The organism is Halobacteria archaeon AArc-dxtr1, assembly GCA_025517425.1.
In the GTDB taxonomy this organism is placed as follows: domain Archaea; phylum Halobacteriota; class Halobacteria; order Halobacteriales; family Natrialbaceae; genus Halostagnicola.
In genome coordinates this window covers 1,210,522-1,223,130 of record JAOPJY010000001.1, presented here as the reverse complement: position 1 = coordinate 1,223,130, position 12,609 = coordinate 1,210,522, and the positions used below count along the sequence as shown (strand labels likewise).

The 12,609-nt window shown below is 64.2% G+C and carries 11 protein-coding genes and 1 tRNA gene; 6 read left to right on the top strand and 6 right to left on the bottom strand.

Annotated elements, in window-relative coordinates; all coding sequences use genetic code 11:
* Positions 1 to 108: 108 nt before the first annotated feature.
* Positions 109 to 630: a multiprotein-bridging factor 1 family protein gene (locus OB905_06315; GenBank protein MCU4925600.1), complete on the bottom strand. Its 522-nt coding sequence runs from the start codon at positions 628 to 630 to the stop codon at positions 109 to 111.
* Between the two features lie 194 nt (positions 631 to 824).
* Between OB905_06315 and OB905_06310 the strand changes: the two genes are divergently transcribed.
* Both OB905_06310 and OB905_06305 read left to right on the top strand, forming a co-directional pair.
* Positions 825 to 909 (top strand) — tRNA-Leu (locus OB905_06310).
* A 197-nt stretch (positions 910 to 1,106) separates the two neighbouring features.
* The gene (locus OB905_06305; GenBank protein ID MCU4925599.1) at positions 1,107 to 1,670 is read left to right on the top strand and encodes a DUF420 domain-containing protein; all 564 of its coding nucleotides are present in this window, start codon (positions 1,107 to 1,109) and stop codon (positions 1,668 to 1,670) included.
* A gap of 222 nt (positions 1,671 to 1,892) precedes the next feature.
* On the opposite strand, the gene OB905_06300 is transcribed toward OB905_06305, so the two are convergent.
* Positions 1,893 to 2,501 (bottom strand): trimeric intracellular cation channel family protein, encoded by a 609-nt coding sequence (locus OB905_06300; protein MCU4925598.1) that lies wholly within the window; start codon positions 2,499 to 2,501, stop codon positions 1,893 to 1,895.
* A gap of 79 nt (positions 2,502 to 2,580) precedes the next feature.
* Entirely contained in the window at positions 2,581 to 4,053 is a 1,473-nt protein-coding gene (gene purF / locus OB905_06295) for an amidophosphoribosyltransferase (GenBank protein ID MCU4925597.1), read from the bottom strand.
* A 204-nt stretch (positions 4,054 to 4,257) separates the two neighbouring features.
* Between purF and OB905_06290 the strand changes: the two genes are divergently transcribed.
* A complete protein-coding gene (locus tag OB905_06290; protein ID MCU4925596.1) occupies positions 4,258 to 6,036 on the top strand; it encodes a DNA mismatch repair protein in 1,779 nt (592 codons plus the stop codon).
* Positions 6,037 to 6,045: 9 nt separating this feature from the next.
* Here OB905_06290 and OB905_06285 read toward each other — a convergent pair whose 3' ends face one another.
* Positions 6,046 to 6,576, bottom strand: coding sequence for a hypothetical protein (locus OB905_06285; GenBank protein MCU4925595.1), 531 nt, complete (start codon positions 6,574 to 6,576; stop codon positions 6,046 to 6,048).
* 180 nt (positions 6,577 to 6,756) lie between these two features.
* Between OB905_06285 and OB905_06280 the strand changes: the two genes are divergently transcribed.
* The 3 genes from OB905_06280 to OB905_06270 all read left to right on the top strand — a co-directional run bounded on the left by OB905_06280 (position 6,757) and on the right by OB905_06270 (position 9,520).
* Positions 6,757 to 7,557: an NAD(P)-dependent oxidoreductase gene (locus OB905_06280; protein MCU4925594.1), complete on the top strand. Its 801-nt coding sequence runs from the start codon at positions 6,757 to 6,759 to the stop codon at positions 7,555 to 7,557.
* 47 nt (positions 7,558 to 7,604) lie between these two features.
* On the top strand, positions 7,605 to 7,823 hold the full coding sequence (locus OB905_06275; protein MCU4925593.1) for a hypothetical protein: 219 nt from the start codon (positions 7,605 to 7,607) through the stop codon (positions 7,821 to 7,823).
* 104 nt (positions 7,824 to 7,927) lie between these two features.
* The gene (locus OB905_06270; protein ID MCU4925592.1) at positions 7,928 to 9,520 is read left to right on the top strand and encodes a response regulator; all 1,593 of its coding nucleotides are present in this window, start codon (positions 7,928 to 7,930) and stop codon (positions 9,518 to 9,520) included.
* A gap of 297 nt (positions 9,521 to 9,817) precedes the next feature.
* On the opposite strand, the gene OB905_06265 is transcribed toward OB905_06270, so the two are convergent.
* Both OB905_06265 and OB905_06260 read right to left on the bottom strand, forming a co-directional pair.
* Positions 9,818 to 11,905 (bottom strand): hypothetical protein, encoded by a 2,088-nt coding sequence (locus OB905_06265; GenBank protein ID MCU4925591.1) that lies wholly within the window; start codon positions 11,903 to 11,905, stop codon positions 9,818 to 9,820.
* 1 nt (position 11,906) lies between these two features.
* The gene (locus OB905_06260; protein MCU4925590.1) at positions 11,907 to 12,566 is read right to left on the bottom strand and encodes a hypothetical protein; all 660 of its coding nucleotides are present in this window, start codon (positions 12,564 to 12,566) and stop codon (positions 11,907 to 11,909) included.
* Between the last annotated feature and the right edge of the window lie 43 nt (positions 12,567 to 12,609).

The window sequence follows — 12,609 nt, the reverse complement described above, 5'->3', positions numbered from 1 at the left end:
GCGCAGGCATTAAAAGTGTGCCCGACGTCACCCGACAGATGAGTTACAATCCCATCAGGTTCTGTTGTGTGTCTCACCCTCTACAGGGCGACCCATTGTCCCGTCAGCTCACTCTGCGAGTGTCACGTTCAGTCGCTCCTCGAGTGCCTCGATCAGACCACCGCCGACGCCAGCCCGTGTCGCCCGGCCCTGCTCGACGGCCAGCACGTCCGATTCGGGAACGCCGAGTTCGTCGGCGAGTTCGTCGCGCTGGAGTCCCGCTTCTTGGCGCGCCTCGATGAGCACGTCGCCGTAGCCCGAGACGAGGTACGGGAGTGGATCGTCGTCGTAGTTCGTCCCCTCGCGCTCCCAGTGCTCGGAGTCGCCGTCCCAGATCGGATTCGCCTTCGCCACGTTCTGGGCCGCCTTTCGCTTTCGCTCTCCGGGATCTCGGCCGCTACTGGCACCGCCCGAACTCCCGCCGCTCGACCCCGACGACCGCGTCGCGTCGTCGTGGGGCGCACAGTCCGGGCAGACCTCCAGATCTGCGCCCGCGACGTTCGCGCGCCGAAGCGAGTCGCTCTTGGCGCCACAGAGTTCGCAGGTGGTTCCGCCCCCGCCCGAGCTGGAACCGGTTGAGTACTTGGCCATGTGGGGCTTTCGCCGCTGGCACATTTGAAATCACCGCTCTCAGGAACCAACTACGCTCGCACGTCGACTCGAACCACCCTCTCTGTGTGAGGATACCTCACACGCAATACCGCCATTCCGTCCCGGAGTCGGAGCCAAAGGAAAGGGCTTTAATAGTCACACTGGATACGATCGAGTGCAGAACTGAATGGCGAGCGTGGGTAGCCAAGCCAGGCCAACGGCGCAGCGTTGAGGGCGCTGTCCCGTAGGGGTCCGCCGGTTCAAATCCGGTCCCACGCATCGCACGGGTGGACGATGTCCACCAATTGCGAGGCGGCGACGCCGCCGAGCACGACGATGCAGGTGATTTCCCTTCGCGGACATCACCCACGCATAATCCTACCGAAGCAACACCCTATAGCGACGGTGCCGCCCGCCCTCGGCGGGTAGCGGCGCCGAGAGCAACAGCTTTCCCGACCCGACCGAACAACTTCCGCATGGAACTCGTCCCCAGAGCACGCGTTCGTTCGCTCACGATCGCGCTGTCCGTCGTCTCGCTCGCGCTGGTGTTCGCCGCCGCCGGCGGACGGATCCCGGCCTCGACGGTCCCGGACGCGCCCGCGTGGCTACTCGAGGCGATCCCGCACATCAACGTCGCGATCAGCGTGACGGCGATCGTCACGATCCTCTTTGGCTGGCGCGCGATCCGACGTGGTCGGATCGACCGTCACCGAATCGCCATGCTTGCTGCATTCGGCCTCTTTGTGGCCTTTCTGACGCTCTACCTCTACCGGCTGATCGCGCTCGGTGGTCCGGAGCCGTTCCCTGGTCCCGACGCCGTCTACCGGTTCGTCTACTTGCCGACGCTCGCGGTACACATCGCCCTCGCAGTCGTCTGCATCCCGCTTCTGTACTACGCGCTGTTGCTCGCTGCCTCGCGTCCGGTGGCCGAACTCCCCCGAACGCCCCACGCTCGCGTCGGCCGGCTCGCGGCGAGCCTGTGGCTGGTCTCGTTCTCGCTCGGAATCGTCGTCTACCTGCTGCTTCACGTCGGTTACTGAGTGCGGAATTGGGGTCGTGGCCGGCTCTGAGCGATACGGACTACAGGGCTCCGAGCAGTTCCAACACGACGTCTTTTGCCTTACTCAAGCGGCCGCGATCCTCATCACCGCTGTCGCCATCGTCTTCTTCGGCGGGTCGACCGTTGCCCGATCCTATCATCCAATTTTGATGACGGACCGATCACTCTAAAACGTTGGCTCGATCTGAAATTTCGTTCGACGTCAGATCGACGGCAGCCGCCAGTCGAATCGCAGCGCCACCATTCGCAGCGCAAAGACGATGCCCGCGACGCTGAACGCCGCGACGTCGATCGACACACCCAATGCCAGCGCCAGGGGGAACAGCCCACCGCCGATGACCGCGGGCGTCGCGTAGAAATCCTCCCGGAGGACGACCGGAACCCGTGAGAGCAGTAGATCACAGATGCTTCCACCGCCGACGCCGGTGAGCGTCGCGAGGACGATCATCCCGAAGACGGAGACGCCCGCCTCGTAGCCCACGAGTGCGCCAGTCGTCGCGAACGCTGCCAGCCCGACGGCGTCGGCAGTCTGTAGTGCGGGGTGGCTGAGCGCTGACTGATACCGTCCCCGGGCGACCGCCACCGCGACCGCGACGCCGACGAGGACGACGACGATATCCGTCGTCGACGTCAGCGCGACCGGCACTTCCATCACCAGCGCGTCCCGGACCATGCCGCCACCAAGTGCCGTGATGACGCCCAGAACGGCGATTCCGAACAGGTCCAGATCGGCGTTCGATCCTTTCAGTGCGCCCACCATCGCGAACGCGATCAGGCCGATGCCGTTCAACAGCTCAAACCCGAGGTTCATCGAGGATTCCCTCCGAGCGAAATTGGCTCTCTCTCGGTTCCGCGAGATCCGAGACGTGCCATCGGACTCCTCGCCACCGTCAGTCGTCGGCGTGAACTGTCGTCCCGCCGAGTTCGGGGCGACGTACGTCGCGGTCGGTTTCCTCGCCCTCGATGTCGTAGGGGTACTCGCCGGTAACACAGCCCATACAGAGGTCGATCCGTTCATTGTCGAGCACCTCGGCGACGGCGTCGGTCGAGAGGTACGCGAGACTGTTGGCCTCGATCGTCTCGCGGATCTCCTCGACTGTCTTCCCGGCCGCGATCAGCTCCTCGCGGGTGGCCATGTCGATCCCCATGTAACAGGGTGCGACGATCGCCGGCGCGCCGATACGCATGTGAACTTCCTCTGCGCCGCAGTCTTTCAGTAACTGGACGAGCTGGGTGGAGGTCGTGCCTCGGACGATCGAGTCATCGATGAGCGTGACGGTCTTGCCCTCGACGGTCGACTTGATCGGGTTCAGCTTCAGGCGCACCGCACGCTCGCGCTCGTCTTGGGTCGGCATGATGAACGTCCGGCCGACGTACCGGTTTTTCATCAGTCCCTCCGCGAACTCGACGCCTTCGTCGGCCTCGTCTCGCGGCTCGCCGTCGGCGGTCGTCTCGGTTGCCGCGTCGGCGTAGCCCGAGGCGAACGCGCGTCCGGAGTCCGGAACCGGCATCACGACGTCGGTCTCGACGCCGCTTTCCTCCCAGAGTTTGCGGCCGAGCTCTCGGCGGGCCTCGTAGACGAGCGTCCCGTCGATCTTCGAGTCTGGGCGGGCGAAGTAGACGTGTTCGAAAAAGCAGTGGGCCGTGTTCTCGCGCTCGAAGAGCTGATACGAGTCGAAGCCGTCGCCGTCTTCCTGCAGGACGACGAGCTCACCGGGACGGACGTCCCGGACGAATTCGCCGTCTAAGGTGTCGATCGCCGCCGACTCCGAGGCGAGGATGTAGCCCCCCTCGAGTTTCCCGATACAGAGCGGGCGGTTGCCGACCGGGTCCCGAACGCCCAGAATCGTCTCGTCGTGAGAGATCGTCAGCGCGTAGGAGCCGTGAATGCGCTGCATCGTCCGCTTTACCGCTCTGACGAGGTCCTCTTCCAGTAAGTTCCGTGCGAGGTCGTGAGCGATCACTTCGGTGTCGCCGTCGGAGGTAAAGGCGTGTCCCAGTCCCGCGAGCTCGTCGCGGATCTCGTCGGCGTTGACGAGGTTGCCGTTGTGTGACAGGCCCAGCGAGCCACTCTTGAACGACACCGAAAACGGCTGTGCACACGAAGAGTCGACCGACCCTGCCGTCGGGTAGCGGACGTGCCCGATCCCGGCACCGCCTTTCAGTCCGTCCAGATCGTCCTCGTCGAAGGCATCTCCGACGAGTCCCATCGAGACGTGGCTGTGCTGCTGGAAGCCGTCGTGGGTGACGATCCCTGCCGACTCCTGACCCCGGTGTTGGAGTGCGTACAGCGCGTAGTACAGTGGCCGGGCTGCATTGCGACCGGCAAGTGAGACGCCGACGACGCCACACTTTTCGGTCATCCCTGTTCGCCGGGGAGTCTCGCCCCGCGCTTCAGTCATGGTAGGTCCTACGGGGATGGGCCGATAAAAATCCCCGTGTTTGTGCTCGAATCTCTCTCTCGAACCGATATCTTATACACGAATTTGAACATCTGTGGTCCCTACTGACCGTCACTGATTGCTCTGGGACCAAGCGTTCAAGAGCGTCCGCTCGAACCGTTGGCTATGCGACTGGAGGAGTACTGGGGTGTCGGACCGAAGACGCGGGAGACGCTCGTCGACGAACTCGGCCACGAGCGCGCCGTCGAGGCGATCGAAAGCGGCGACGTTCGGACGCTCGCTGACGCCGGACTGGCCCGTGGACGTGCGACTCGCATCCTCCGCAGGGCAACTGGCGGCGCCGGCGTGGAGATCCTCGCAACCAGCGACGCGCGCGCCGCCTACAAGGAACTGCTCGATCTGGCCGTCGAGCATGCCGTCACCGGGCGTGCGGCCGACCGGATCAGGATTCTGACTCCACTCGACAACCGAACGGAGATGGAGCGTCGGCTCGACGACATCCTCGCGGTTCGAGACGCTTGGGCGGACCTGGCAGCGGACGATCGCGAGCGCGTTCTCGCGGCGTACGAACGCTACGACGAGCGCGATGGCAGCGATCAGGCTGCGGTCGAGGCGGCGATTGCACTGCTCGACGCTGGCGTCGAAACCGGCCCGTTCGCCGCGATCGCCGCCCTCGAGCGCGATCGGCTCGCAGCCGCTGCCGAGGCGCTCGGTTCGCTCGACGACGGCCGCGTTCGCGAGGGAGGCGACGAGGAACTCGATCGCTTGCGGGCGGCGCTGGGCGCCGTCGAAGACATGGACGCGAACGCACTCTCCCTCGTCGAGAACCTCCGTGACGACGGCGTCCGTGACGTCGCCGGCTTCCGAGACGCCTTCGAGGATCGGCTTCTCCGCGAGACTGGCGTCACAGTCGACCGCGCCCGCGAGGCGATGCCGACGGACGCCACGGACGCGACCGATTTCGTCGGCGGAACGCTGCGCGCCCTCCGTACTGATCTCACGAGTGCGGTCGACGAGCGGGAGGCCGCCGTCGCCGACGATCTCTCCGAAACGCTCGCCGACACGTCCGCGGCGATCGAGCAGGCGGTGACGACCGTCGACGAGATCGCCTTCCATCTCTCGCTTGCCCGATTCGCCGACGCCTACGACTGTACCCGCCCGACCTACGTCGACGGCGAGGCGGCGACCGTCGCAGTCGTCAGCGCGCGCAACCTCTCGCTTTCGGCCGGCGAGCCCGAGTCCGTCCAGCCGATTACCTACGCGCTCGGTGATCACGGCTTCGAACCCGACCCTGACGATCCCGACGACGCTACATCGCTTCCGGGCAACGAACGGGTGGCGGTCCTGACGGGCGCCAACAGCGGCGGGAAGACGACGCTGCTCGAGACGCTCTGTCAGGTCGTCTTGCTCGCATCGATGGGACTTCCGGTCCCCGCCGACCGTGCCGCGATATCGCCGGTCGACTCGCTCGTCTTTCACCGCCGACACGCCAGCTTCAACGCGGGCGTCCTGGAGTCGACGCTGCGATCGATCGTGCCGCCGCTGTCCGCCGAGGGGCGGACGCTCATGTTGGTCGACGAGTTCGAGGCGATCACCGAACCGGGGAGTGCGGCCGATCTTCTCCACGGCCTGGTGACGCTCTCCGTCCAGCGCGATGCACTCGGCGTGTTCGTCACGCACCTCGCCGACGATCTGGAGCCCCTCCCCAGCGAGGCGCGCGTCGACGGAATTTTCGCCGAGGGGCTCTCGCCGGAACTCGAACTCGTCGTCGACTACCAACCCCGCTTTGGTACCGTTGGACGCTCGACGCCGGAGTTCATCGTCTCGCGGCTCGTCGCGAACGCGGGCGATCGTACCGAGCGAGCGGGCTTCGAGACGCTCGCCGAGGCCGTCGGCAACGACGTGGTCCAGCGCACCCTTGTGGACGCACGCTGGTGCCCGTGAGTGGCCCAGTCACGTGCCCATCCGGACACCTCGGTACGTGTAACACCGGCCGCTGTGAGTCGAACGCACGCGTGCTTGCAAATACTGCTGGGCCGTCTCCGTCGATAGCGCACCGACCGCCACGAGATCGGTGAGGGCGGCTTTGGTCGCTCGCAGCCACGTTCGAAGCCGAACTACCTCTGTGGATCGTTCGACGGGGACGATAGCACCGCGTGCCTCGCTTCGCAGTGGTCCGTCGTCTGGCTCTCTCCCTGTTCGGTCGGCATCCCACCCGAGCCAGCAGACCCATTCTGCCTCGACCGAAAACGCCGTCGAGACGAGATACAGCGTCTCGTACGTCCGTGGGTCGAGAACACGTTCGAGTAGTTCCGCAACCGAGACCCTCGGTTCGAGGACCGTCGGGTCGACGAGCCCACCGGCCAGCGGCGTCTCCACATCGATGCGCTCGAGCAGCGAGAGCTCGTCGCCGCCCCAGTGGCTGTACCGGAGATCGTACCGGCCATCAGGGCGCCGGTAGGCGACGATCGCTCTATGTCCCATCGTCTTGCGTCCGAACGCTGTTTCTCTCGACGCCGTTTCCCGTCGCGTCCATCATCACGCGTCGCTCTGGCCGCGTGTTCGTATTTAAATTCGACCGCTCGATCCCTCTTGCCGTGTCCCTGAAATCGACCGGCACTCGCCAACCCGGCGTATTTCCCCTCGGCTCCTGTCGCCTCGCACATGACGAACATCGCCGTCACCGGCGCGTCGGGACGCGTCGGCAGGGTCGTCGCCGACGCCTTCCCGGATGCTACCCTGACGCTGTACTCCCACAGCGAGAGCGAGGAGATGGACACGGAGACGCTCGAAATCGAGGACCGGGGGGCGTTCGTCGACGCACTCTCCGGACAGGACGTGTTGATCCATCTCGCAGCGATCTCCTCGCCGCGAGCCGACTGGGAGACGGTGTCTGGACCGAACGTCGCGGGCGTCTACAACGCGTACGAGGCCGCGATCGAGAACGACCTCGAGCGAGTCGTCTTCGCCAGCTCGAACCACGCGGTCAACGCCGAGAACACCGTCTCGCCGACTCGACCCGAGTCGACCGTTGGTACCCCCTCGGTCGTCCGTCCGGACGATCCCCCCGCACCCGACACCTACTACGGCGTCTCGAAGGTGTTCGGCGAGGCCTTAGGTGAGTACTACGCGCGCCGCCACGGTATCGATGTCGTCAGCCTCCGCATCGGTTGGCTGCTCACTCGTGACGAGTTACGTACTGAGTGTCACGAGCGCGACGGACCCGGGGAGCGCTTTGCCCGCGCGATGTGGCTCAGTCCCGAGGACTGCCGGCGCGTGGTCTCTGCGGCCGCAACGACGACGCTCGAATCCTCTCCGCTAGTTGCCCACGGCATTTCGCGCAACGCCGAGCGGTTCCTCTCGCTCTCGGAGACGATACTGGCGCTCGACTACCGACCACAGGACGACGCCGCGGCCGTCCTCGCCGACGGCGAGGGTGACAGAACCGGTCTCGAGACCGGGTAGTCTCCAGGTTCGAAAGGACGAAGGTCACGCCCGCCAAACGGACGACTATGTGCGTCAAGGTGTCTGACTCGACGGGGTACGGTCCGAACCGCGGGATGTCTACGATCGGGTACGTCATTGCTGCGATCATCTTCATCGGACTCCTCCCCCTGCTCCCGTTTGCCGCCGTCGGCTACGTGCTCTATCGGCTACTCACCGACGACGACGCCGAACCGCGCCGGCGGTCCTGGCGGCGAAACGTCGGCGGACCGACTCACAAGCGGTAACTCCACCGGTCGACTGGTCGCTGTACGGCTCTGCGTCCGGTTCGTCTCCGTTTACCTTTCAATTCCCAAAAGTAATTATCTGTGGCACTCAAACCAGTTCCTACATGGGGAATGCGTCGGAACGGTCGATCACCGCGCCGTCGGTCGAGCCGCCGCCGGTACGGGTGTTGTGCGTCGACGACGATACGAGCCTCGGCCAGCTCGTCGGCGAGTTTCTCGAACGCGAGTCCGACTCGCTCTCGACCATCGTCGCACCCGGCGCCCACGAGGGCCTCGAACTGCTCGCCGAGCATCAGATCGATTGTATCGTCAGCGACTACGAGATGCCCGGGATGGACGGGCTCGAGTTTCTAGACGAGGTACGGGAATCGTACCCGTCGTTGCCCTTTATTCTCTTTACCGGAAAGGGCTCTGAGGAGGTCGCCAGCGAGGCAATCTCTCGGGGCGTCACCGACTACCTACAGAAGGAAACCGGCACCGATCAGTACACCGTCCTCGCGAATCGAATCCACAACGTCGTCGAACGCTACCGTGCAGAAAAGCGCGGGAAGGCCCGCGAGCGCCAACTCACCGCTCTCCACCAGACGACGCGGACTGCCCTCGCCGCCGAGAGCGTCGAACGCGTCTGTGAAATCGGTGTCGAGGCTGCCTGTGACATCCTCGGGGTGGAACTCACCGCAATCTACCGCTACCAGGAGACGACCGACTCCCTCGAACCCGTCGCCGTCAGCGACTCCCTCTCGGTTCTCTGTGACGGTGCCCCGTCGTTCGAGCCCGGTTCGAGCATCGCCTGGCGCGTCTACGACAACGGCGCTTCGGCGTTCGTTCAGGACGTGTCGAGTGATCCCGACGTCTACAATCCGGAGACGGCGATCCGCAACGAGATGTTCATCCCGCTCGGTGATCACGGTGTCCTGATCGCCGGCTCCCAGGAGGACACGCCCTTCGATCTCACCGACCGGACGCTCGTCGAGGTGCTCGCCTCGAACCTCACCGTCACCCTGGATCGCAGCGAGCGCGAGGCCATGCTTCGCGAGCGCGAACGAAACTTAGAGACCGAGGTCGATCGCCTCTCCCAGATCGCCAACATCGTTTCCCACGACCTGCGTAGCCCCCTGAACGTTGCCAACGGCCACCTCGAACTCATCCGCGCCGAACACGGTGACTCGCGCCACGTGGAGAAAATCGACACGGCCCACTCGCGGGCGTTCGAGATCATCGAGAACGTCATGGCCTTCGCCGAGCAGGGCCACGGCCTCGGCAGCGCCGAGCAGGTCGATCTCGCCACCGTCGCCCAGGAGTGTTGGGACAACGTCCAGACCGCCACCGCCACACTCGAGGTCAGACGAAGCGTCGAACTCGAGGCCGACCGAGGCCGACTCAAGCACCTCTTCGAGAACCTGTTTCGCAACGCCGTCGAACACGGTGGCTCCGACGTAACCGTTTGCGTTACCCGTCTCTCTGAGCGCTCCGGCTTCGCCGTTGCCGACGATGGCGACGGAATCCCACCCGAGAAGCGAGACGAAATCTTCGACATCGGCTACTCCGGCACCGACGAAGAGGGTGGCTTCGGGCTCAACATCGTCGAACACGTCTGTGAGGCCCACGAGTGGGACGTCGACCTCTGTGAAAGCCGCGACGGCGGCGCCAGATTCGAGATCAGCGGCGTCGAGATCCCCTCGGAACGTCGTTTCTAACCCGACTGCCGCCCTGGAGACTTCGATTCGGGATCCGCTGATATTGCCTGAATGGTATTCCTACACACACATTTACAATTACTTGTTTATTATTCTACTACGAAGTATTAAAATAATATAATATAATCCCCGGCCCTCGGTTGTCGTATGTCCACTCAGGACAACTCCGACGGTCGAATCGTCTCGTACCTCAAAAACAACCCGCGCATGATTGGCGCCGTGTTCGCTGTGATGCTGGCGCTGTCACAGGTTGGTTCTGTGGCGGCGACTTCCTCCTCGTATCCTGGTCCCTAACGGCTATATCTGTGTGATTAGTTCATTACTCCACACTAGATCGCCGCAATGTTCCACTGGGAATGAGGTCGGTTCTAAAAACGCACGCAATTCCTCTCTTTTAACATGTAGTGTATCAATAGTTCCTGATGTTAGATATCTTTCATTAACTCCGGGGATATGTGGTGTTATCAATGTCCCCATGTCCATGTCTGATGCAGGGTAGGTCTTCATCGTTAGATCCCAGGATCCGTCCTCACGATCCTCGAGCTGGCACATTGTCGGCGTCCCGTTCTCCCGCTCGGCAACCCGAAAGCTACCCTCGCCGATGACGAGGTACTGGTTGCCGACCAGCCGCTGGCGGCTGGCGACGTCGGTTGCAGCCGCCATCGTGAAGCCGTCGGTGAGCAGGCGGGCGAAGGTGGCGCCGATTTCGACGGCGGGCTCGTTGAGCACCTTCGAGGTGGTGACGACGCCGGCGACGCAGCCACCCCGGACCAGTCCCTCACCTTGCGCGTAGGACTGGCAGCCGTTCAGGATGAAGGCATCGACGCCGTAGGGGCCGTTTTCCGTGGTGTCGAAGTGGCCGTCGGGGCACTCCAGCCCCTCCCGGTCGACGTGGCCGATGTAGTGGATGAAGTCGTCGTCTCCGCCGAGGATGTCGGCGATGCGGTCGACGCTGGCGTCCGTCGCGACGGTCACCGTCGCACCCTGCTCTTCGAGCGCGCGGTAGCGCTCTCGGACCGCCTCGCGCTCTTTTCCCATGCGGTCGTCGTTAACGATCACGGTTACCGTGACGTCGTCAGACCGCGTGGCGGTTCGGTCGAACTTGCTGCGGAACGATTCCAGCGTAGCCTTCGACGCAGCGATCGGGTTCGCGTCGCCGACGAACGTCTGCTCGACCGACCAGGCCTTCGGGAGGTCGACGAACGAGATGTCTGTCTCCTCGAGCGTCCCGTCGCGGAAGAAGTCCCGAACGGGTTCTGGCGTCTCCGGCAGGTCGTCGACCGGGGTCGGATCGCGACAGCGGACGATCGCGAGATCTGCGGCGAGGTAGGGCAGTGATTCGAGGTACTCGGGGTCGGGCTGGACGTCCGCAGTGAGACGCCACTCGGGGAGGTCGTCGACGACGGCCTCGAAGGGAATCTCGAGGTAGCGCGCGACGCGCTCGTCGATCGGCGCCTCGTACAGCGCTGCGAAGTCGACCGCGTCCGGGCCGAGATCGGTCTCTGCCAACCGGCGTTCGAACGTCGAGCGCTCGTGTAACGGCGCCTTGACCATCCCCTCGGTTCGGGTCAGACAGTCCAAGAAGAAGACGTGCTGGAGGATTCGCGACACCGCACGGTCGTACGAAATCTCGTCGCTGCCCAGATCGTGGCTCTGCCGGTCGGCGACCAGCCGCGGCTCTCGCCCCGGAACGATCTCGGCGCCGAGGTAGTACGCGAGCGTCGTCGCCGGATAGAGGTAGCGCCGCGACGGCGGGAGCTGCAGCTGGATCCCGGTGTCGGGCTTCGAGAGCCCGTCGGGAATCTCGAGGGAGTCCCCGCGCTCGAATCGCGGGGGGTGGCCCCGGAGCGTCGGAAACGAGCGATCTGGTGAGAGCGTCTGTAGCGAGTCGCCCAGATACGAGAGTGCCTCCAGCAACGAGTAGGGACTCTCGCTGACCGTAATCGCTCCTCGCGGGCGCTCGTGAAGCGATCGGATTCCAAGCTCGACGGTCGTCTCCCGCTCAAAGCCGATCGAGGTTCGCTCCCCGTCAGAGAGCACCTGCAGTGGGGCCGTCACCCGAAAGTTGCATTTGATCGATCCTGCGACGTCGATGAGGTACTCCTCGGCTGGAAGCATGAGCGCCTCGCCGTTGGTCGACTCGGCGACGAACTCGCCGTCTCCCGTCCAGACGTGGACGTCTCTGATCGTCTCACACTCGATCGCTGATGCTGCGAACCGGACGGCCGTCTCGACGGGGAAATGGAAGTCGTCCGTCTCGATGGGTTCGATCGCGACCGGTTCCGGGAACGAAAACCCCAACGAGGAGCGTTCGACCGGATCTCGGACTTCGATCTGGCAATCTCCCGTGTCGTCGATCTCGGGACGGCGGATCTCGGAGGCCATCTTACAGGGGCCACCAGTCGGTCGGTTGGTTCGTCTCCGGGAGGTACCAGCGGTGCTCCGGGAGCGCGCCCTCACGATTTCGGAGTTCGATCCGTGCGTCGAAGAGGTCGTCGTAGGTTTCGACCAGCGCATCGTCGTCGGCAACCGGCAGGTGATAGTGGCCGATTCCGCTCGCGCCGTCTACCAGCGTGGTGAGAACGCGTAGAAACCTCCGGCCCTCGTCTCGCTCGAATCGCTCCACGATCGGTCGCAGTGTCAATACGCCGAGGCGCAATTGACCAGCACCGACAGACTCCCGCGCCTCGACCGCGTCGGCGACCCTTCCACACACTCGCGCTCGAAACGGTCGGAGGGCTCGGTCGGGGGGCGTTCCGGGCTGTGTGGGATCGGTCACGGTCACGCTTCGGTGGAGGCTATTGGCAGAGACGACGGACGGATCTGCGTCGAATCCAGTTCGGAGATAGTGATTTGCTCCGGGTTCGAGATCCGTGCAGGCGAGAATGCGGTCCCGTCCCTCTTGGCTCGCACCGAACAGCGTTCGGGTCGCGTGGTAGGTCACGTCCTGTGTGACGTTACCGGTTACCAGCAGATTACAACCGTCACCCTTCAGATCGGCCAACTGGTCGCCGATCGGTCCACGATCTCGATCCCCCTGCTCCATTACATCGACCTGTGAGTGGTAGGATATTAATTCCACCGCTGCT